Raw genomic sequence first — 20,936 nt, forward strand, 5'->3', positions numbered from 1 at the left:
TGTAGCGCCGCCAGAAGGGCAGCGACACGTGGCCCCTTCGCTGTATAGGGTCGCAATGGCGATGGCGAGGAAGTCCGACGACACCCTCTCGGGAGATGTTCAGCCGGAAGACATCCGGCTGGAGGCCTCCCTGCGCCCGCGCACCTTCGACGAGTACGTGGGGCAGGGGGCGGTCGTCGAGAAGCTCAAGGTGTACGTGGCCGCGGCGAAGAGCCGGGGTGACGCGCTGGACCACTGTCTGTTCTCCGGCCCCCCGGGCCTGGGCAAGACGTCGCTCGCGCACATCATCGCGAACGAGCTGGGCGTGGGCATCCACGTCACCAGTGGCCCCGCGCTGGAGAAGAAGGGCGACCTGGCGGGCCTGCTCACCAACCTCAACGAGCGGGACATCCTCTTCATCGACGAAATCCACCGCCTCAACGCCGCCGTGGAGGAGTACCTCTACCCGGCGATGGAGGACTTCCGGCTGGACATCACCATCGACACCGGGCCCGCCGCCCGCGCGATGAAGATTGATTTGCCCCCCTTCACGCTGGTGGGCGCCACCACGCGCACGGGCCTGCTCACGTCCCCCCTGCGCGACCGCTTCCAGATCCAGGATCGCCTGGAGTACTACGAGCCGAAGTTCCTGGAGCAGATATTGGACCGCTCCGCGCGCATCCTCGGCGTGCCCATGGACCGCGCCGCCAGCCGCGAGGTCTCCACCCGCTCGCGCGGCACGCCCCGCATCGCGAACCGCCTCTTGCGCCGGCTGCGCGACTTCGCCCAGGTGGAGGGCAACGGCCGCATCACCTACGACCTGGCGCACGACTCCCTGAGCCGCCTGGGCGTGGACGCCAGCGGCCTGGACGCGATGGACCGGAAGATTCTCCTGACCATCCTGGAGAAGTTCGGCGGCGGCCCGGTGGGTGTGGAGACCATCGCCGCGAGCGTGGGCGAGCAGCGCGACACCCTCGAGGACGTCTACGAGCCCTTCCTCATGCAGGAGGGCTTCCTCATGCGCACGCCCCGGGGCCGCACCGCCACGCTGCGCACCTACCAGTACTTCAAGAAGACGCCGCCCCCCACCCCACAGGGGACCCTCTTCTAGCCCCACCCCCTTCCGCCATGAGCCAAGCCTCCGCGCCCGCCGTGCCCACGGTCCTCCCCAGTCCCCGCGACTACTACGGCGACCTGATGCGCGCCTCGCAGGCCACGCGCGCGGGCTTCCTCGCGGAACGGGAGCGCTGGCTCCGGGGCGTCCCGGTGGAGGGGCGCGAGGAGCTGCTCTTCGAGTTCGAGATGTGGCTGCGCGCCGTGGAGCGCTACCTGAACCTCCACAACTCCGTGGTGGACGCCCGCGCCCGGCCGCTCGTCACGCGCGACTTCCACGAGGAGCTGGTGGACGTGCGCGACGCCATGGAGCGCGCGGTGCGCGTCGCCCGGCACCTGCAGGATCCGGACAGCGACCCGAAGATGGTCTTCCGCAAGTACGTGGAGACCCAGCTCGCGGACGACCGCGTCCGCCGGCTCCTCATCGAAGAGGAGCTGGACCAGGAGACCCCGCCGGAGAGCCTCTTCGTCGTGCGCGAGGCCTTCGACGCGCTGAAGAACCTGCTCGACAACCTGCTCCAGCTGCCGCTCATCGGCCTGTCGCTGTTCCAGGACGTGGGCAAGCTGACGCTGCGGGAAATCGTCCTCAACCGCTACTTCCGCCCCTTCCGCCCGCTGGAGTTCCGCGTCGAGTACGACCGGCTGCGCTCCGTGCGCCTGCTGGACGTCCTGGGCACGCTGCCCGCGGACACGCGGCCCCTCTTCACCACCGCGTTCCTGGGCCTCTTCCGCGTGCTGCACTACCTGACGCACGTCGACCCTGAGTCCCAGCCGCCCGTGCCGCGCCGCGTGCGCGTGCTCCTGTCCCTGGTGCGCGGCGAGGTGGCCGCCGTCGCCAGCTACCTGCACACGGAGCTGTCCCCCAAGGCCGGCCCCAAGCACCTCCAGGCCGCCACGCTGCGCGCCGCGCGAGACCTGGCCCGCGAGACGGACCGCATCGCCCGGGACGTGCTGGTGGACCTGGACCGCGACCCCGCCGCCCCCCTGCGCGCCGCGGAGGCCTTCACCACGCTCCTGCGCCAGCAGATCGTCGCGCTGGTGGACGCGCTGTCCCCCAACGGCTCGCTGGGGGACGAGGCCTTCGCCCACCTCACCAGCGCCCAGGACGCGGCGCTGCGCCTGCGCAAGGACCTGTGGGTCTACGCCCAGCTCTGCCGCGCCGCCGAAAGCCACCTGCGCGCCGAGGACGTGGCGTCCGCCGAGCGCGTGCTGGAGGCCCTCAAGTCGTTCCTCGACTACTTCCACGACGGCGGCTACCAGCTGCTGCGCTACGCGGACTACGACGCCTTCGATCGCTTCACCTCGCTGCTGGTGGAGCTGCCCTGGCCCCCGGAAGGCCCTGGCATCCGCAGCCGCCTGGCGGAGGACCTCCGCCGCTTCTCCCAGACGCTGGAGACCACCTTCCACGCCGTCAGCCGCCGCTCGCTCCTCCAGGGCCGCGGCTTCGACCGGCCGGACGCCGAAGCCCTGCGCGATCGCTTCCTGTCGCCCGCCGGACGCTGACCCACCCTCCCGGTCATGTTTTCCGTCAAGCCCCGGACTCCCCGTGAGTCCCGGGGCTGCGTTTGCTTCCGGGCACTCGCCTGCGATAGAGACGCGCCCCTGTTGCATGGGTGACACGTACTCCCGGTTGGCGCGAAACCCGCCGGGGGCGCCGGGGTCCGAAGGATGGATTCCGGACATCGCTGTCACGGTGGGAGGAGCAGTGGTGGGTTTCCCAAGAGGGGTGTCCGCGCCCCGGTCCAGGCCGTACCCCGTCCAGGCCCCTGGCTTTCCCAGCAGTTCCAGGGGGTTGGGAGGGGCAGGGGGGCCCTTCAAGGCAGTCCTTGTGTCACGGCCCCGTGGCATGTTGATTGCTTTTATGTGCACCGCGTCAGACCGCGGTGGAACGGCCTGACGGGGCCATACCCCGCGTATGTCAGTACGAAGCAGTCCCTAGAGGCGACACCGACATGCTCCAGTTCACCGACTTCCAGCGCACCCTCTCCCAGCCGGCCATCTGCCGCGGCGTGGGGCTCCACTCCGGGTTGCCCGTGACGCTGACCCTGAAGCCCGCGCCCGCGGGGCATGGCATCGTCTTCGTCCGCACGGACCTGGCGCGCCCGGTGAGCATCCCCGCGCTGGCGGAGTACGTGGTGGACACGTCGCTGGCCACCACCCTGGGCCGCGACGGCGTGAAGGTGGGCACGGTGGAGCACCTGATGTCCGCGCTCGCCGCGCTGGGCATCGACAACGTGCGCGCGGAGCTGGACGGGCCGGAAGTGCCCATCATGGACGGCAGCGCGGCGCCCTTCACGCACGCCATCATGGAGGCGGGCTCCCACGAGCTGGACGCGCCTCGCGAGTACCTGGTCATCAAGAAGAGCGTGGTGGTGCAGGACGGCGACAAGCAGGCCTCGCTCACCCCCGCCCGGCGCTTCCGCATCAGCTGCACCATCGACTTCGAGCACCCCGTCATCCAGGGCCAGTCCTTCGACGTGGACGTGAACGACCGGGGCTTCTCGCGGGAGATTTCCCGCGCCCGCACGTTCGGCTTCCTGCGCGACGTGGAGAAGCTCAAGACGCTGGGCCTGGCGCGCGGCGGCTCGCTGGAGAACGCCGTCGTCGTGGACGAGGCCGCCATCCTCAACCCGGACGGCCTGCGCTTCCCGGACGAGTTCGTGCGCCACAAGATTTTGGACGCCATCGGCGACGTGTCGCTCTTTGGCCGGCCCGTGATTGGCCACATGACGGCGTTCAAGACGGGCCACGCGCTCAATCACAAACTCGTGCGCAAGGTGCTGGCGGACCCCTCCAGCTTCGACATCGTCACGGCGCGCCGCCGGGACGTGGAGGGCCGCGAGCCGGGCCGAGGAAGCCTCGCGGGCGCGTTGGAGCTGGAGCCCCTGGTCGCCTGAACGCCGGGCTGTCAATTCCTTGCCAGTCCGGAGGACCTCTATTAAGTCGGCGGCCTATGTCCATGCGCTCTACTCGCATCGCCCTGGCCGCCCTCCTCGCGGCATCCCTCACCGCCGGCTGCAACAAGGAGAAGGCGCCGGCCAATGCCCAGGCGCCCGCCGCGCAGGCCCAGGCCGCCAATGCCTCGGAGCCCTCGGCGGACACCGTGGTGGCCACCTTCGGCAACAACGAGAAGGTCACCTTCGGTGAGCTCAACGAGCGCATCAAGGAGCCGCTGGCGAACCTGGACAAGCAGAAGTTCCAGCTGCGCAAGCGCGGCCTGGAAGGGCTCGTCACCGAGCGCCTGGTGAAGGCCGAGGCCACCAAGCGCGGCATCACCGAGGACCAGCTGCTCAAGGCGGAGATCGACGACAAGATCCCCGCGCCGCCGGAAGAGAAGATCAAGGAGGTGTTCGAGGGCGCCAAGGGCCAGCTGCCCCCGGGCGCGACCTACGAGCAGATGAAGCCGCAGATCGTGGACTTCCTGTCCGGCCAGCAGAAGCAGGAGCAGGCCCAGAAGTTCTTCGACACCCTGCGCCAGGGCGCCAACGTGAAGTACGAGCTGCCCGAGCCCCCGCGCCCGCCCGCGGAGCGCAAGCAGGTGGCCGCCATCGGCCCGTCCAAGGGGCCGGAGAACGCGCCGGTCACCATCGTGGAGTTCAGCGACTTCCAGTGCCCGTTCTGCAGCCGCGCCATCGCGTCGGTGGACCAGGTGACGAAGACGTACGGCGACAAGGTGCGCCTGGTGTTCCGCCAGTTCCCCCTGGACTTCCACAAGGAGGCGCAGAAGGCCGCCGAGGCCTCGCTGTGCGCCAACGACCAGGGCAAGTTCTGGGAGATGCACGACAAGCTCTTCGCCAGCCAGCAGGCGCTGGGCGTGGACAACCTGAAGAAGTACGCGGGCGAGCTGCAGCTGGACACCGCCAAGTTCAACGCCTGCCTCGACTCCGGCGAGAAGGCCGCGACGGTGAAGGCGGACATGGCGGACGGCTCCAAGGTGGGCGTCAGCGGCACGCCGGCGTTCTTCATCAACGGCATCATGCTGTCGGGCGCGCAGCCCTTCGACGAGTTCAAGAGCGTCATCGACGCGGAGCTCAAGGGCGCGAAGTAGTCCTTCAGTCGCGGTGAGGGAGGGCTGCGGTGGCGTCCAAACCCAGGGCCACGCCCCGCGTGAGCGGTGAGGCGGCTTCGCTCGAGCTGGAGCGGCCGCTCGCCGCCGTCGTCTCTCCCACCCGGCCCCTCTCGGCGCACTTCCTGGCGCCGGAGGGGCTGGTGCTCCTCCCGGAAGCCCACGGCGCGTCCGGCTTCTTCGCCGGCAGCCTGGAGACGCTCTCGGTCGAGGAGGTGTTCGCGCAGATCCTCTCCGGCATCCGCACCGGCCAGCTCGTCGTGCAGCACGGAAGCGTGCGCCGCACGGTGGCCTTCCGCGACGGGCAGGTGGTGTTCGCCACCTCCAGCGAGCGCTGGGAGCGGCTGGGCGCGGTGATGGTGCGGCTGGGGCTCTTGACGGAAGCCAGGCTCTCCCAGGCGCTCGCGCAGGTGACGCCCGCGCGCCGGATTGGCCAGGTGCTCACGTCGCAGGGGCTCGTCTCCGAGGCCAGCCTCTACAGCGCCATGACGTTCGTGGTGCGCGAGGTGGTGCTCAACCTCTTCGAGATGGTGGAGGGCAGCTTCCTCTTCCTGGAGGCGAAGACCCCGGCGGTGGACGCGGTGAAGCTGCCGGAGCGCACGCGCGACCTGGTGCTCACCGGCATCAAGCGCGCGGAGGAGACGGGCCGGCTGGGCCGCCGCTTCCCGGACGACATGCGCGTGACGCCCGGCCCCCAGGGCGCGCTGCCCGGCGAGGAGGCCCTGTTCGCCCAGCTGGGCGAGGGCACGACGCTGGGCGCGCTGAGGGCCGCCTACGCGGGCAGCCAGTACGCCTTCTACAGCGGCGTGGAGGAGGCGGTGCGCGGCGGCCACCTGGCCGTCCGGGCCGCGGAGGCGCCTCCGGCCCCGGGCCCCGCGGTGGAGGGCATGGCCTGGGAGCTGTTGTCCGCGGAGGAGCGCTACAACCTCCTGCTGTCGCTGGTGCACCGCGCGCTGCGCGAGGCGGGCCGCGACGTGGACCTCTTGCGCGGCTTCGTGGAGTCGCCGCCTCCGGGGCTGGAGGACGCCTACCAGGGCGTCACGCTGGGGCCGGACGGGCGGGTGGACGTGGCCCGGCTGCGCGCCAACGTGTCCACCAGCGGCGGTGAGGCGGTGGGCCGGGCCATGGCGCTGGAGGCGCTGGACGCGTTCGTGTCCTACGCGCTGTTCTCCGCGCGCAACGCGCTGCCGGCGGACGTGGCCGAGCGGCTGGCCAACACCTACCGGACCCTCCAGGGCGGCCTGTCGTAGACCGGGCCCCAGGCGGGAAGTTTCCTCCGTCGGACAGCGTACACCGCCCCCATGTGCCCCTGGCGGGCCCTGGGGTGGGTGCCCACGTTCCTCGCCACGGCTGGTGGCTGGCGGGGGACGAGCGACATGGGCGCGATGCGGATGTTGGGTTGGGGAGTGCTTCTGCTGAGCACGGCGTGTGGCGCGTCCCGGACGGCGGTGACGAAGTCGGAAGCCGGCACGGGCGGTTCGGGCAGGGCCGCGGACGAATCCGCCGTCGCGTCCACCACGCGGCGCTACGTGGACGAGGACCTGGGCTTTGAAATCGTCCGGCCCACGGCGGAGTGGCAGCTGGACGAGACGAACGAGCGCACCCCGGAGGGGCTGGCGATTCCCGTCATCCTGCGCCACCGCGTGACGGGGGCCCAGGTGGTGCTGCAGGTGGCGCCCGGCGTGGCCACGCCCGTGCAGTTCGCGGAGCGGCTGACGCAGGGGCTGCGCCAGCAGCCGGGCTTCACCACCACGGATCCGCAGCCCATCGCGCTGTCGGACAACGCCGTGGGCTTCGACTTCCAGGTGGGGGAGGGCGTGCGCGGCAAGGTGGCCGTGCGCGAGGGCAACTCCGGCCGCGTGCTGATGATGCTGGCCACCTGGCCCACGGAGGCCTCCGCCGACATCACCGAGAGCGTGGACGCCCTGATGGCGGGCGTCCGGCCGCTCCCGGAGCCGAGCGTGGCGGTGCGCTCGACGCCCCGGGTGTCTGAATAGGAACCCGGAGACCCGCGCTGAACGCGTGGAGCCCATGACCGGGCTCCTGAAGGCCCACGCGGCTCACGCGTGGGCCACGAGGCCCGGAGACTCCGGGGGCCTTTACGCGCGGGCCGGCTTGCCCTTGGCGGCCTTCGGGGCCTTGGCGGCCTTGGGCGCCTTCGTGGCGGGAGCCTCGGCCTTGGTGGGCTCCGGCTGCGAGGCGAGCTCCGTGGCCCGGCGGCGCACCAGCTCCACCAGCGTGCGCGCGCCCACGCCCGTGCCGCCCTTGTTGAGGTAGCCGCGCTCCTTGGGGCTGTTGGACGGACCGGCGATATCTAGGTGCACCCAGGGCGTGTCGCCCACGAACTCCTTGAGGAAGAGGGCCGCGTTGATGGCGCCGCCCCAGCGCTCGCCGGAGTTCTTCATGTCCGCCACTTCCGAGCGCAGCGCGTCCTTCTGCAGGTCGCTGACCGGCAGGCGCCACATCTCCTCGCCCGCGGCGCGCGCGGCGGCGAGCACGCTGTTCACCGTGTCGTCGTCGTCGCCAAAGGCGCCCACGATGTAGTTGCCCAGCGCCACCATGCACGCGCCCGTGAGCGTCGCCAGGTCGATGATGGCGGACGGCTCGTGCTCGGCGGCCCAGGTGATCATGTCGCCCAGCACCAGGCGGCCTTCCGCGTCCGTGTTGGTGATCTCCACCGTCTTGCCGGAGCGCGCCGTGAGGATGTCGCCCGGCTTGTACGCCGTGCCGGAGGGCATGTTCTCGCACGCGCCGATGAAGGCGTGCACGGGGAAGGGCGGCTTCACCACGGAGCCGATGACCTTCATCGCGGCCAGCACCGCGGCGGAGCCGGCCATGTCCGTCTTCATCTCCACCATGCCCTCGGTGGGCTTGAGCGACAGGCCGCCCGAGTCGAACGTGATGGCCTTGCCCACCAGCGCCAGCGGGGCGCGCCGGGCGTCCTTCGCGTTCTTCGGCGTGTAGACCAGGTGGATGAGCCGGGGCTCCTGCACGCTGCCGGCGGTGACGCCCAGGAACATGCCCATGTTCAGGCGCTCAATCTCCTTGCGCCCGCCAATCTCCGCCGTGAGCCCGCCCTCCTTGGCGGCCTGCTGCGCGGCCTGCGCCAGCTTCGCGGGCGTCACCACGTTGGGGGGCTCGTTGACCAGGTCGCGCGCCCAGTTGACGGCCTCCGCCAGCTTCAGGCCCAGGGTCAGCGCGTCGTCCAGCGCGCGCGACTTCTCCGTGCCCTCCGGCAGGGACAGCGTGGCGCGATTCAGCTTGGGGCTGCCCTTGTCCTCGCGCGCGGAGGACTTGTACTTGTCGAAGCGGTAGACGCCCAGCTCCAGGCCCTCCACCACCGCGCGCACGGCCATCGCCGCGTCATCCGTGGCGGGCACGCGGAAGCCGATGGCGGTGGCCTTCAGCCGCTGCGCCGTCTTCGCCGCGCGGCCCGCGGCCAGCCGCAGCACCTCCGGCTGGAAGCGCGCGCGGTTGCCCAGGCCCAGCAGCAGGACGCGGTCGGAGCCCAGCTTCCCCAGGGTGTGCATCAGGAAGGACTGGTCCCCCTTGCCCTTGAAGCCCTCCTGGGTGGCGGCGGCGCGCAGCTTGCCCTCCAGGGCCGAGTCCGCGGCCGCCAGCGGCGCGGGGGCGGAATCACCCAGCTCGCCCTCGAAGAGGGGGATGACGAGCAGCTCACCGCTCACCGGCGCGGCTTCACCGGAGACGAGACTGAATTGCATGGCGACTTGGACTCCTGGAGAGGAAGGGGGTGATCCGAGGGGCGCGACTGTAGACGCGTGCCGTGTTGCTCGCAAAGCGCTGGTTGCCACTCGGGCATTGCAATGCCCCGGCGCGCTGGATAGCTGTGCACTCCCAATGCCCACCCTGCTGCTGCATCTGACGGCCATCGAACGGTTGGCCGCCCATCCGGACGGGCTCCCCGCCGACTGGGTGCGAGCGCTGACCGAGGACCTGCCCTACGCGCGCTTCGGCGCGGCGCTGCCGGACCTGCCCCTGTGCGCGGGCGTGCGCGGGGGCCTGGGCGTGCTGATGCAGCCGGAGACCGGCTGGCCCCCCTTCGCGCGGCTGTACCACGAGCGCGCCCCGGTGGGCCTGGGCCTGAAGATGGCGGAGCTCGTGGCCTCAGGGGCCCTGGTGGGCACCGAGGCGGGCCTGGCCATCCTGGCCGGCTACTTCACGCACCTGAGCCTGGACCGGCGCCTCCACCCGCTGGTGGACGGGCTGGTGCTGCGCCACCGCCGCAAGGGGGAGCGGGCCTGGGACGCACGGCGTCAGGTGGAGTGGGCCCAGACGCTCTTCTTCCTGCGCGAACAGGACGGCACGGACGGCGTGGGCACCGCGCGCATCCGCGAGAAGTTCCAGGTGGTGAAGAGCTCCGGCATCCCCCTGCGCGGCATCGGCCGGGGCATCTACGAGCTGGTCCGGCTGGCGTCCCAGGACCGCGTGGGACAGGCCCCCACCAAGGCGGAGCTGGACGGCTGGGTGCGCGGCCTCTACGTCTCCGGCGCCTTCCTCTCCAGTCCGCTCGGCCGCATGCGGGCGCTCCCGGCGTACTCGCAGCTCTCCTTCCAGGAGCTGTATCGCAATGATCACTTCGACTTCGCGGTGGAGCTGGACGCCGCGCTGGAGGTGACGCGCGGCCTCATCAAGAAGCTGCACGGCTACATGGCGCGCGGCACCTACACGCCGCGCACGCGCGCGCGCTTCCTGGAGGAGTTTCCGGAAGGCACGCTGGGCGCCACCGCCGCGTAGTGAACGGATCCACACGGCCCGCGTCCAACGGCCGTGTCCGCGTGCAGGGCATCCAGCCGATCGAGCCGGTTGCCCTCGGGGAGGTGGCGCTATCCGAAGCGGGGAGTGCCTCCTATCCTCGATAGGGAATGACGGTCTTCCTCCTCATGGCGGCGGGTGTGTTGGCGGGTGGGTTGGGGTCGCTCCTGGGCATCGGAGGCGGCATCGTCCTGGTGCCCGCGCTGGTGTTGGGATTCGGAATCCCGCTGGAGCAGGCCGTCCCCGCGAGCCTGATGTGCGTGGTGGCCAACTCCTGCGCCGCCGCCGCCAGCTACGTGGAGAACAAGCTGAGTGACCTGCGGCTGGGGCTCACGCTGGAGCTCGCCACGGTGCTGGGCGCCATCGTCGGGGGGCTCGTCGCCGCCTTCGTCGCGGAGGCGATGGTGGCCGTGGTGTTCGGCCTCTTCACGCTCTTCGTGTCGCTCCAGATGATGCTCCTGCGCAGCCCGCGCCAGGAGCCCGCGACGGCGGCCAACTACGTCCCCGGCAACTACCCGCTGGGCATCTCCGGCTCCTTCGTGGCGGGCGGCCTGTCCGCGCTGCTGGGCGTGGGCGGCGGCCCGCTGAAGGTGCCGCTGATGACCTACGGCATGCGCGTGCCCTTCAAGGTCGCCAGCGCCACCAGCAACCTGATGGTGGGCGTCACCGGCGCGGCGAGCGTCGCGGCCTACGCCTGGCGCGGCCAATTGAATCTGGGGCTCGTCGCGCCGTTGGTCGTAGGGGTGCTGGCCGGAGCCTCCGTGGGCAGCAAGCTGATGTTGAGGACGCCGACCGCGGTGCTGAAGAAGCTCTTCGCGGCCGTCCTGCTGGTCGTGGCCGGACAGATGTTGTGGAAGGGAGGGGAGGGGTTGTGGCCGAGCGTATGGAAATGAGTGAAGCAGAGCCTGAAATACCCGGTGTCCACCCGTCGATGATGGTGCCGGAGGCAGGACCTCCACGTCGCAACCTGCGGGCGACGTCGGTGGCGTTGGACGCGGAGTTCCCCCGGGAGCTGCCGCAAGAGCCCATCACCCAGCCGGAGGAGGCGCTCCCACGTGAGCGCCGGGGCGCGAGGCGGCTCGCCGCCGGGGAGCGGTGGATTGCCCGCGTGCTGCGCACCGGGGCGGTGACGAGTGGCGCCATGTTCGTCACGTCGCTCGCGCTGGAGCTGCTGCCACGCGACGAGTCCGTGCACGTGGCCATCGACCTGCTGCGCAAGGGCGCGGCGTCGCTGCTGCTGGTGACGCCGGTGGCGCGGCTGGCGATGGCGGGCACGCTGCTGGGCCTGCGCGGCGAGTGGCGTTACGCCGCCATCGCCGCGGGCGTCATCGGGCTGCTCGCGCTGGCGGTGGGCGCGGGCTTCCAGGCCTGACGCGAAGCCGGACGCAGGAAGACCGCGCGCGGGGCTACACGCCGCGCGCGGCGAAGTGCGCCAGCACGTTCTTCACCTTCGCCACCTCGTCGTGCTGCTGCAGGTCCTCGTACATGGGCAGCACGGCCTCGAACTGCTCGCGGGCCGCGGCGTAGTCCTGGAGGTAGTAGCAGGACAGCCCCAGGTCCCAGCGCGCGCGGGCCTCGTAGACGTGGTCGTGCAGCCCGCCGTACACGTCCACCGCGCGCAAGAGGTGCGGCCGCGCGTTGTCGTGGTGGCCCAGGAGTCCTTCGGACTCGCCCAGCAGCAGGTGCCCCAGCGCGAGCGCCTCCGGGTCCTCGCCCTGCTCCAGGAGCGGCACGGCCTCCAGGAAGCGCTTGCGGGCGGGCTCGTACTCGCCCTTGGCCATGCGCAGGTCGCCGATGTCCAGGAGCAGCCGCGCGATGCGCTCGTTGTTGCGCGTCTGGCGGTAGAGGATGAGCGCCTCCTGGTACTTCTCCTCGGCGCCGTCGGCCTCGCCCATGGCGCGCAGGGACTCGCCGATGCAGGCGCGGGCGAGCGCCTCGCCCTCGCGGTCGCGCGCCTCGTTGAAGAGCAGGGCGGCGGTGGCCATGTGCTCGATGGCGCCCTTGTGGTCCTCGAAGTGGGCCTTCACCACGCCCAGTCCGAAGAGGGCCTGCGCCTGGCCGGGCTTGTTGCCCGCGGTCTTGAAGAAGCCGTAGGCCTCTTCGTAGTGCTCGCGGCTCGCCGCGTGGTCCTCCAGCATCCCGTACAGCTCCGCCAGCGCCACCAGCCCCTGGCCTACTTCCGCGGGAGAGCCGGTGATGCGCAGCGGGGCGAGCGCGTTCTTCTGCTTCTGGATGGCGTCGGTGATGTGGGCGCGTTCGGTGTCGGACGGGTGCATGTCAGTTCTCGTGAACCTTGCGGCGGCGGACGCCCCTGTCCAGCGAATCGTGCTTCTCGCCGCCTTCAGCGCCGTTGCCATCGGGCTCGGCGTTTCCGTTGCGCTCGGCCTTCTCCTTCTCGTGGACGAGCAGCGGGGAGAAGAAGCAGTCCTTCTTCGTGTACTCGTCGAAGGCGAACGCGAAGCGGTAGCTGGCCGCCGCGCGCTGGTTGCAGTCCGTGCGCTCGCAGAAGCGGCAGGAGATGCCGCTGGGGATGGCGTCCTTGCGCAGGTCGTTGGTGGGCAGGCCGTACGCCAGGTACTTCGCGTTCTCCGCGTGCGTGCCCAGGCCGATGGAGTACGCCGTGCCCTTCACGATGGAGCCTTCAATCGGCTGCAGCTGCACCTTCGCGAAGCAGAAGTACGTCGTGCCGTCCGGCATGATGGAGTACTGCCGGGTAATCTGGGACGGGTTGAGGAACGCCAGGTGCACCGCCCACTTCGCGCAAGAACCGCCGCCCGAGGCGAAGCGGATGCCGGTGCCGCTGTAGCGCTTGGAGATATTCCCGGCGATGTCCGCGCGCAGGAAGTGGAAGGGCAGGCCCTGGCGCTTGGGGTCGGACAGGTTGCAGATGCGGTGGGCCACCGTCTCGTAGGTGGTGCCGAAGACGTTGGAGAGCAGCTCCACGTCGTAGCGCGTGCGCTGCACCTCCTTGAAGAACTCGCCGTAGGGCAGCATCAGCGCGCCGGCGAAGTAGTTCGCCAGGTTCACCTTGATGAGGCGCTCCGTCTCCCCGTGCCGCATGCGCCCGGCGCCCAGGATGCGCTCCACCAGCTTCTCGCGGTCCATCACCATGAGGCCCATGGACGCGGCCACCTGGAACTTCAGCGGCTGCTCCGTGAGGTCCGGCGACAGCGTCAGCGTGCGCGCGTCCAGGTCCAGCCGGCGCACCACGGACGAGCCGCTGGCCGCGCGCTCGATCTGCACCTTGAAGTCGAATCGCTCCTCCAGCATGCGGATGAGCTGGCTGCTGGTGAGCTGCTGCTCCAGGCGGAAGTCGCGGCGCAGCCCTTCCGCCTGCTCCTCCAGCTCCGGGAAGTAGTTGCGGTGCTTCTCCAGGAAGTCGCTGACCTCGTCGAAGGGCGAGTAGTCGAAGCGCACGCCCGGCGTGTTGCCCATGCCGGAAGTGGAGCCCTGCGTGCGGGTGCGCTCCTCCACGTTGAGCTGCGCGAGCACGTTCTCCAGCTGCGTGCGCGTGTTCTTGTAGAGGTTGAACAGGGCCGCCACGGTGCCCGCCAGCTTCGGCTCCGCGGACAGCGACTGGAGCGACTCCGAGTCGATGTCCAGGCTCTTGAGCAGCGGTTCGTCGAGCAGCTTCGCCAGGGCCTCGTCCACGCGGCCCTCGCCCAGCGTGGACATGAACTGCTCGGGGTCCTGCTCGAAGTAGCGCAGCGCCTTCCACAAGAGGGGGAAGGGCATCACGCGCTTCCCCTTCTCGATGAGGTTCAGGTACGCGGGCGAAACGCCCAGGTCCTTGGCGGCGTCCGCCTGCTTGATGTTGCGCTGCAACCGGAGGCCTCGAAGCTTCAGCCCCACGTTCGCGTTCAGAGCGTTGTCGTTGTTCATGGCTCCAACCCCCGGCGGGCCGCGTCAAAAGGCGCGCTCCAGCACCGGGTCTCTGGATCCACTCTGCAAACCGATTTACCGATTTGCAATCAACGTTTTCGGTTCGCCGCAACGCTGTCCCGCAGGCGACGCGCGAAGGGTTGACTGCCCCCACCCTGGCCATAGCGGGACGTAATCCCATGTAATCACGGCGCTTTCAGGCAGCCCCGGTGTGCGGCGGCGGTCCCCGGCCCCCGCGCTGTCAACCCTTGACCGACGCGGTGCGGCAGGCACTGGGGAAAAGTCAGTAAAAAACCGCCAGATTATTTACAAAGTATTAACGCGTCTCCGGGGCCCGCTGGAAGACGAGGGCCACGTTGGTGCCGCCGAAGCCGAAGGAGTTGCTCATGACGGCGTCCACGCGCGTCTCGCGGGCGGTGTTGGGCACGCAGTCCAGCGGGATGCGCGGGTCCTGGTTCTCCAGGTTGATGGTGGGGGGCAGCACGCCGCGGGTGAGGGCGAGGATGCTGATGACGGCCTCCGCCGCGCCGGCCGCGCCGTTCATGTGGCCCGTCATGGACTTGGTTGAGGAGATGGCGAGCGTCTTCGCCGCGTCACCGAACACCTTGGCGATGCCCTCCATCTCCAGCAGGTCGCCGATGTCCGTGGAGGTGCCGTGGGCGTTGAGGTAGCCGATGTCCGCGGGGGCGAGGCGCGCGTCCTTGAGCGCGGCTCGCATGGCCCGCTGGGCGCCCTCGTGTTCGGGCGCGGGCGAGGTGACGTGGTAGGCGTCGGAGCTGGCGCCATAGCCCGTGAGCTCCGCGAGGATGCGGGCCCCTCGGGCGCGCGCGTGCTCGTACTCCTCCAGGATGAGGATGCCCGCGCCCTCCGCGAGCACGAAGCCGTCGCGGTCCTTGTCGAACGGGCGGCTCGCCGCCTGGGGCGCGTCGTTGCGGTTGGACAGGGCCTTCATCGAGGCGAAGCCGCCCACGCCCAGCATGGAGATGGGGGCCTCCGCGCCGCCCGCCAGCGCCACGTCGAACTCGCCGCGCTGGATGCCGCGCAGCGCTTCACCGATGGCGTGCGCGCTGGTGGAGCACGCGGAGTTGGTGGACCAGGACGGGCCCTTGATGCCGTGGCGCATGGAGATGTAGCCGGGCGCCATGTTGATGATCATCTGGAGGATGAAGAAGGAGCTGATGCGGTCCGGCCCCTTCTCCAGCGCCTTGCGGTGGGTCTCCTCCAGGCTGCTGATGCCGCCGATGCCGGAGCCGACGATGACCGCCACGCGCTCCGCGTTCTCCGGCGTGATGACCAGCCCCGCGTCCTCGAGGGCCATGTCCGACGCGGCCACCGCGAACTGCGCGAAGCGGTCCATGCGCCGCACCTCACGCCGCTCGATGTAGGCCTCCGGGTTGAAGCCCTTCACCTCGCCCGCGAAGCGGCAGTCCAGCGCGCTCGCGTCGAACAGGGTGATGGGCCCCACGCCGCTCCGGCCGTTCACCAGCGCATCCCAGCTCTGCTCCACGCCGATGCCACACGGGCTGATGAGCCCCATTCCCGTCACGACGACGCGCCGCTGTCCCATCGCGAACTCCTTGACCCCGTTCATTGAACGGGATGGTATTATGACCATCCTTCCATGAGTTCAAGCCCAAGGCGGTCCTGATGAGCGAGCAGCCCGTGAATCCGCGCACGCGGACGGTGACGTGGAGAGACCCCCGGGAGGGCGCCTCGGCGGCGAAGACGCTGTCGGGGCTGGAGTACCTGCGCGCCATCCAGCGCGGGGAGCTGCCGGCGCCGCCCATCGCGGAGCTGATGGGCTTCGCGCCGGTGGAGGTGGAGGAGGGCCGGGTGGTGTTCGCGGTGACGCCGGGCGAGCACCACTACAACCCCATTGGCATGGTGCACGGCGGCCTGGCCGCGACGCTGATGGACTCCGCGATGGGGTGCGCCATCCACACGATGCTTCCGGTGGGCGCGGGCTACACGACGCTGGAACTGCACGTGAACTACGTGAAGGGCATCGCGCACGACACGGGGCGGCTGTTGTGCCGGGGGGAGGTCATCCACCTGGGCGGCCGCGTGGCGACGGCGCAGGGGCGGCTGGTGGACGAGAAGGGCACGCTCTACGCGCACGGCACCACGACGTGCATGGTGTTCCGGCCGCCGGGCGCGGGCGGCAAGGAGTAGTCGCCATGCGCTACACCGCTGAGCACAAGCAGGCCACGCACGCGCGCATCCTCGCGGCGGCGGAGAAGCTGTTCCGCGCGGAGGGCTTCAGCGGTGCGAGCGTGGAGCGGGTGATGCGCGCCGCGGGCCTGACGGTGGGCGGCTTCTACGCCCACTTCGCCTCCAAGGAAGCGCTGCTCGCGGAGTCGCTGCGCGCCTTCATGGCGGTGAACAAGTCGCGCTGGCTCGCGGGGCTGCGGGAGGCGCGGGGGCAGGAGTTCCTGGAGCACTTCGCGCGGCGCTACCTGAACCAGTACGACCGGGACACGGGGGACACGAGCTGCATGATGCCGTCGCTCCTGTCGGACCTCACGCGCGCGAAGCCGGAGGTGCAGGCCGCGTTCGGACAGGGGCTGGAGGCGCTGGTGGGCGAGGCCCAGGCGCAGCTCCCCGCGCGCGAGGGCGCGACGCCCCGGCAGCAGATGCTGGCGACGGTGGCGCTGTGCTTCGGCGCGATGACGCTCGCGCGGGCCACCGCGTCCCAGCCGCTGGCGGGGGAGATCTTGGACGCGGCGCGGGCGCTGCTCATCGCGGGGGCTCCGGTGGAGGAGGAAGAGAAGCAGCACTCGCCCCGGAAGCGCCGTGCAGGAGCCATCGCGGATGCGAGGCGCCCGCCCGCGCGCCTTGCCCGTCCCTCGCGCAAGAAGTCCCAGTGAGGGGGCGTCCCGCCGGCGTGTGTCCTCGTGCGTCCGCATTCCGGGCTGGACGGCATGGGGGCCTCCGTGGAGTCCTTCCGCGCGGATGACGGACCGGGTGAGCGGGGTGGATGCAATGAAGACGCTGGTGGCTCGCGCGGGGCTTCTGTGCCTGGCGCTCACGCTGGGGGCCTGTGCCTCCGTGCCCCTCGCGGCGCCGTGGGAGGACGCGGATCACCTCCGCTACAACATCCTCTACACGAACGACCCCGCGCCGGGCCTGAACGTGGAGGTCTTCCTGCCGAGCTCGTTGCCGCGGTCGGTGCCGCGGTCGTACCCGCTCGACTTCCTCTTCCGGCAGCCGGGGCGGGTGGGGTCCCTGGTCGCCACGGCCCAGGACGGCACCCGGTTCGAGTTCTTCCCCCGGGAGGGAGGCGTGGTGCAGGCCCCCCGGGGGACGAGCGTCATCCGCTACCACTACCCGCTGGCCTCCGCCCCGGGAGGCAGCGGCCGGCACCTGTTCGGAGGCATGGGGGAGGGGGACGCGTGGCACGTGGCCGGCAAGGCCTATCTGCTGACCCCCCGCCACGTGACGCCCGAGATGCGCGTGGACCTCACCGTGTCCGGCGCGGACGCGCTCCTGCCCTGGCAGCCCGATGCCAGCGGCGTCTACCGCCTGAGCGGCGCGGACCTCATCGACGCGGGCTTCCATGCCTTCGGCGGCAGGCGCTGCGAGGCGCGCGTCGGCGCCTCCGTGTTGGAGGTCGCGGTGCTGGGCCGCTTCACGCACCTGACGGACGCGGAGCTCTGCGCGTGGCTGGAGCAGGCCGGGCGTGAAGTCGTCACGGTGCGCAAGGCGTTCCCGTTCCCGCGCGTCACCGTGCGCGTCGTGCCCGTGCCCGGCAAGGCCACGCCCGGCGACTTCGGCATGACCTTGTGGAGCGCTCCGCCCAGCATCTCCATCCTGGTGGGCCAGGACGCCACCGCCGCGTCCTTCGCGAAGGACTGGGTCGCCGTCCACGAGCTGTTGCACCTCACGCATCCGACGCTGATGCCCCGGGAGGCCTGGCTCACCGAGGGCCTTGCCACCTACTACACGGAGCTTGCCCGCGCCCGCTCCGGACGCCAGACGTCCCAGCAGGCCTGGCAGGAGCTGGCAAACGGCTTCGCGCGAGGCCAGGCCGCCGCACGCTCACGCCCCATGAAGGCGGTCATCGCCGAGGAGGGGAACTTCATGGGCATCTACTGGACCGGCGCGCTCTTCGCGCTCCACCTGGACGTGGAGCTGCGCCGCGCGACGCAGGGCCGCGGCCGCCTGGAGGACGTGCTGGAGTTGCTCGCCACGCGTGGCCCCACCGCGACACTCGAAAGCTTCGGTGCCGCCGTGGACACGGTTGCCGGCCAGCCCCTCTTCGACGCGCTGCTCGCCCGCCACCTGCCGAAGCCCGCCTTCGCCGAACTGCCCCCCTTGCTGGAAGCGCTGGGCGTCCGAATTGACCCGGGTGGCGTCAAGCTCCATGCTGCGCCGGACAGTGGATTGCGTGAGGCAATGGACGGCGGACGCACCCCGGACGACGCGGGGTGAACACCCGCGAAGAGGAAGAGGCCTGTAACCGGCTTCCGGATGTCGCGTATCGCATGCGTCCACGGCGTCACGCGTGAGGAGCGCGTGGAGGTGACGGCCACTCCACGCGGTTCAAGCCGTTGTTGTCCGTCCCCCCGTAGTCACACCCCCTGCGGTACGAAAGGAAGCAACACATGAACGTCAAGGCTCTTGCGGCGGTTGTCGGCACCCTGTCCCTCAGCGCGCTGGCCACCGGCTGCGCGTCCAACAAGGCGTCGGAGGGCAGCAAGGTGCACGCGGCTTCGCCGGGCGCTCCCGAGGCCTCCGAGTCCAGCGCGGCTCCCGCCGAGGGCACCGCTCCCGCCGCCGCCCCCGCCGCGACCCCGGAGAAGGGCGCCGAGGGCAGCTGTGGCGCCGGCTCCTGCGGCGCCGGCTCCTGCAGCGGCAAGAAGTAGTCCTCCCCGGGAGGGCCTGCGTGACAGGTCTCCTCCCAGGCTCGCGGGCGGCGGGAAGGGTTCTTCCTGCCGCCCGTGTTGTTTCCACCCCTCGCATCCGCGAGTCCCCATCTCCCGGCTCCAAGGAGGAGCGCCGCATGCCGTCCCCCCGCTACGCAGACCGCCATGGGTTGAAGCCGCTGGGGGCGGGCATCGGGCTGCGCCGCGACTTCTACGAAGCCTTGCCGCGCACGCCGCGAGCGCTGGACTGGGTGGAGATCATCCCGGAGAACTTCCTCACGCTGGGTGGCCGCTCCCAGCGCGCCCTGGACGCGTGCCGCGAGCGCTGGACGCTGCTGCCGCACGGGGTGGGGCTCAACATCGGCGGGCCGGACGCGCTGGATGACGACTACGTCACCCGCCTGGCCGCGCTGGTGAAGCGCCTGGACGCGCCGTTCTTCTCCGACCACCTGTGCTACTCGCGCCTGGGCGGCGTGCACCTGCACGACCTGTTGCCGCTGCCCTTCACGGAGGCCGCGGTGGAGCACGTGGTGCCGCGCGTGCGCGAGGTGATGGCGCGCGTGGAGCGCCCCTTCCTCCTGGAGAACCCCAGCTACTACGCCGCCATGCCGGGCGGCACGCTGAAGGAGGCGGACTTCCTGCGCCAGGTGGTGGAGGCCGCGGACTGCGGCCTCTTGCTGGACGTGAACAACGTCTGGGTCAACGCGCGAAACCACGGCTACGACCCGCGCGCCTTCGTGGACGCGCTGCCCCTGGAGCGCGTGGTGCAGGTGCACCTGGCCGGCCACGACGCGAGGGAGACCGTCCTCATCGACACGCACGGCGACCGCGTCTGCGACGACGTGTGGGCGCTGTACCGCTACACCCTGGAGCGCACCGGCCCCGTGTCCACGCTGATTGAGTGGGACCAGGCCATCCCGTCCCTCGACGCCGTGCTGGACGAGGCGGACCATGCTCGGGGCGTGCTCGCGGAGGGAACACGATGAAGTCGTCGTTGAAGCACTTCTTCGACAGCATGGACGCGTACCTCGCCGGCCCGCCGGGCGCGGAAGGGTTGCTCAAGCTGTCCGCGTCGCACCCGGGCTGGGACGTGGATCCGGAGCGCATGGCGCTCTACGGCCAGTTCGTGCGCGGCCACGTGCGCTCCACGCTGGAGAAGCTCTTCCCGCTGACGCGCAAGGCGGTGACGCCGGAGGCGTGGGACGCGCTGGTGGAGGGCTACACCCGCACGCGCCCCGCGCGGCACTACGAGCTCAACCGCCTGGGCGAGGGCTTCGCGCCCTTCGTCGCGGACGCCGCCGCGAAGGGCCTGCCCCCGTTCCTGCCCGCGCTGGCGCGCTTCGAGTGGACGGACTTCGCGGTGTTCGCCTCCGAGGAGGACCTCCCGGACGCCGTGGAGCGCCTGACGCCCAACCCCACGCTCGCGGTGCTGGAGCAGCCCTACCGGCTCTGCGCGTTCGTGCGGGCCCGGGGCGCGGAAGGCGCGCCCGTGGCAGGGGAGGAGCTGGCGCTGCTCTGGCGCCATCCGGAGCGGCTGGTGACCTTCTACATGGAGGCCACGCCGCCCGCGCTGCTGGTGCTGAAGATGGCCGTGGAGGGCCTGTCCGAAGAGGCCGTCGCCCAGGCCACCGGCATGGCCGCCCCGGACGTCCACGCACAGGTGGCGCGCTTCGCGAAGGACGGCCTGGTGCTGCGGCCCCAGGTGTGAGGCCGCGGTCGCGGGCTCAGGCGATCCCGGTGCCAGACCCGTTCGCCGTGGGCGAGGCGCTGCGGGAGTCCCCCTCGCCCGAGCTCGAGTCCGTGTTGCGGACCTCCTTCCCGGGAACCCACTCCTGGAGGAACGCCGTCACCGCGTCGCCGATTTTCTCGAGGCCGTCGCCGATGTCCCGGACGGCGTCCCGGAGGTGTTGGAAGACAGGACTGTTCAGGATCCGGATGAACGGCGGGTCAATCCCTCCATTCGCCTGGGTCGAGCCGGTGTCGCCGGAGCCGCCGGACAGGTCCTGGGGGAAGAACGGGACGCTGTAATCGGGGGCCGGCCGGGTGCGCGCGTACTCCGGCTCCCCCAGCCTGGCCGGTGGCTTGTCGGAGGACGCGGGCTCGAACGCCGTGGTCGACAGCGCCTGGACCTTCCGGGCCAGGACCGTCTGTCCTTCCCCGGCCACCTTCGGCGGCGGCGGCGGAGCGACCCTGGGCGGCGGCGGCGGTAGGGCCTTCGGGTGGATGGGAAGGGGCATGACGGGGTTCTCCTGGAAGGA

At 70.8% G+C, this 20,936-nt stretch carries 20 protein-coding genes; 15 read left to right on the top strand and 5 right to left on the bottom strand.

Going from position 1 to position 20,936, the window contains the following annotated elements; genetic code table 11:
• Positions 1-55 precede the first annotated feature (55 nt).
• The 6 genes from ruvB (at position 56) to NR792_RS39770 (ending at position 7,155) form a co-directional block, all read left to right on the top strand.
• Positions 56-1,090 (top strand): Holliday junction branch migration DNA helicase RuvB, encoded by a 1,035-nt coding sequence (ruvB, locus tag NR792_RS39745; protein ID WP_375757888.1) that lies wholly within the window; start codon positions 56-58, stop codon positions 1,088-1,090.
• A gap of 17 nt (positions 1,091-1,107) precedes the next feature.
• On the top strand, positions 1,108-2,595 hold the full coding sequence (locus NR792_RS39750; RefSeq protein ID WP_375757889.1) for a hypothetical protein: 1,488 nt from the start codon (positions 1,108-1,110) through the stop codon (positions 2,593-2,595).
• A 449-nt stretch (positions 2,596-3,044) separates the two neighbouring features.
• Entirely contained in the window at positions 3,045-3,989 is a 945-nt protein-coding gene (lpxC, locus tag NR792_RS39755) for a UDP-3-O-acyl-N-acetylglucosamine deacetylase (RefSeq protein ID WP_171415079.1), read from the top strand.
• Positions 3,990-4,045: 56 nt separating this feature from the next.
• The gene (locus NR792_RS39760; RefSeq protein WP_375757890.1) at positions 4,046-5,140 is read left to right on the top strand and encodes a thioredoxin domain-containing protein; all 1,095 of its coding nucleotides are present in this window, start codon (positions 4,046-4,048) and stop codon (positions 5,138-5,140) included.
• A 29-nt stretch (positions 5,141-5,169) separates the two neighbouring features.
• A complete protein-coding gene (locus NR792_RS39765; RefSeq protein WP_375757891.1) occupies positions 5,170-6,408 on the top strand; it encodes a DUF4388 domain-containing protein in 1,239 nt (412 codons plus the stop codon).
• 126 nt (positions 6,409-6,534) lie between these two features.
• Complete coding sequence (locus NR792_RS39770; protein WP_375761763.1) at positions 6,535-7,155, top strand: hypothetical protein; 621 nt, start codon at positions 6,535-6,537, stop codon at positions 7,153-7,155.
• Positions 7,156-7,257: 102 nt separating this feature from the next.
• On the opposite strand, the gene NR792_RS39775 is transcribed toward NR792_RS39770, so the two are convergent.
• Positions 7,258-8,880, bottom strand: coding sequence for a leucyl aminopeptidase (locus NR792_RS39775; RefSeq protein WP_375757892.1), 1,623 nt, complete (start codon positions 8,878-8,880; stop codon positions 7,258-7,260).
• A gap of 136 nt (positions 8,881-9,016) precedes the next feature.
• On the opposite strand from NR792_RS39775, the gene NR792_RS39780 reads away from it, so the two are divergent.
• The 3 genes from NR792_RS39780 to NR792_RS39790 all read left to right on the top strand — a co-directional run bounded on the left by NR792_RS39780 (position 9,017) and on the right by NR792_RS39790 (position 11,303).
• Complete coding sequence (locus tag NR792_RS39780) at positions 9,017-9,913, top strand: hypothetical protein (protein WP_375757893.1); 897 nt, start codon at positions 9,017-9,019, stop codon at positions 9,911-9,913.
• A 128-nt stretch (positions 9,914-10,041) separates the two neighbouring features.
• Complete coding sequence (locus NR792_RS39785) at positions 10,042-10,824, top strand: sulfite exporter TauE/SafE family protein (protein ID WP_375757894.1); 783 nt, start codon at positions 10,042-10,044, stop codon at positions 10,822-10,824.
• Positions 10,821-11,303, top strand: coding sequence for a hypothetical protein (locus tag NR792_RS39790; RefSeq protein WP_375757895.1), 483 nt, complete (start codon positions 10,821-10,823; stop codon positions 11,301-11,303). The genes NR792_RS39785 and NR792_RS39790 overlap by 4 nt, the downstream gene beginning before the upstream one ends.
• A 34-nt stretch (positions 11,304-11,337) precedes the next feature.
• Here NR792_RS39790 and NR792_RS39795 read toward each other — a convergent pair whose 3' ends face one another.
• The 3 genes from NR792_RS39795 to fabF all read right to left on the bottom strand — a co-directional run bounded on the left by NR792_RS39795 (position 11,338) and on the right by fabF (position 15,380).
• On the bottom strand, positions 11,338-12,207 hold the full coding sequence (locus tag NR792_RS39795) for a tetratricopeptide repeat protein (protein WP_375757896.1): 870 nt from the start codon (positions 12,205-12,207) through the stop codon (positions 11,338-11,340).
• A gap of 1 nt (position 12,208) precedes the next feature.
• Positions 12,209-13,813: a short-chain fatty acyl-CoA regulator family protein gene (locus tag NR792_RS39800; protein WP_375757897.1), complete on the bottom strand. Its 1,605-nt coding sequence runs from the start codon at positions 13,811-13,813 to the stop codon at positions 12,209-12,211.
• Positions 13,814-14,129: 316 nt separating this feature from the next.
• Positions 14,130-15,380, bottom strand: a complete 1,251-nt coding sequence (gene fabF / locus NR792_RS39805; protein ID WP_375757898.1) for a beta-ketoacyl-ACP synthase II — start codon at positions 15,378-15,380, stop codon at positions 14,130-14,132.
• 80 nt (positions 15,381-15,460) lie between these two features.
• Between fabF and NR792_RS39810 the strand changes: the two genes are divergently transcribed.
• The 6 genes from NR792_RS39810 (at position 15,461) to NR792_RS39835 (ending at position 20,386) form a co-directional block, all read left to right on the top strand.
• Complete coding sequence (locus NR792_RS39810) at positions 15,461-15,985, top strand: PaaI family thioesterase (protein WP_375757899.1); 525 nt, start codon at positions 15,461-15,463, stop codon at positions 15,983-15,985.
• Between the two features lie 5 nt (positions 15,986-15,990).
• Positions 15,991-16,680, top strand: a complete 690-nt coding sequence (locus NR792_RS39815) for a TetR/AcrR family transcriptional regulator (protein WP_375757900.1) — start codon at positions 15,991-15,993, stop codon at positions 16,678-16,680.
• Positions 16,681-16,765: 85 nt separating this feature from the next.
• On the top strand, positions 16,766-18,244 hold the full coding sequence (locus NR792_RS39820; RefSeq protein ID WP_375757901.1) for a hypothetical protein: 1,479 nt from the start codon (positions 16,766-16,768) through the stop codon (positions 18,242-18,244).
• 173 nt (positions 18,245-18,417) lie between these two features.
• Entirely contained in the window at positions 18,418-18,678 is a 261-nt protein-coding gene (locus tag NR792_RS39825) for a hypothetical protein (RefSeq protein WP_375757902.1), read from the top strand.
• 137 nt (positions 18,679-18,815) lie between these two features.
• Positions 18,816-19,664 (top strand): DUF692 domain-containing protein, encoded by an 849-nt coding sequence (locus tag NR792_RS39830; protein WP_375757903.1) that lies wholly within the window; start codon positions 18,816-18,818, stop codon positions 19,662-19,664.
• Entirely contained in the window at positions 19,661-20,386 is a 726-nt protein-coding gene (locus tag NR792_RS39835) for a DUF2063 domain-containing protein (RefSeq protein ID WP_375757904.1), read from the top strand. Before NR792_RS39830 ends, NR792_RS39835 begins: the two co-directional genes overlap by 4 nt.
• A 16-nt stretch (positions 20,387-20,402) precedes the next feature.
• Here the strand turns inward: NR792_RS39835 and NR792_RS39840 are convergent, their stop codons facing one another.
• Positions 20,403-20,915, bottom strand: a complete 513-nt coding sequence (locus NR792_RS39840) for a hypothetical protein (protein WP_375757905.1) — start codon at positions 20,913-20,915, stop codon at positions 20,403-20,405.
• Positions 20,916-20,936 lie beyond the last annotated feature (21 nt).

The sequence above is a fragment of the Corallococcus exercitus genome (genome assembly GCF_042231735.1).
GTDB lineage: Bacteria > Myxococcota > Myxococcia > Myxococcales > Myxococcaceae > Corallococcus > Corallococcus exercitus_B.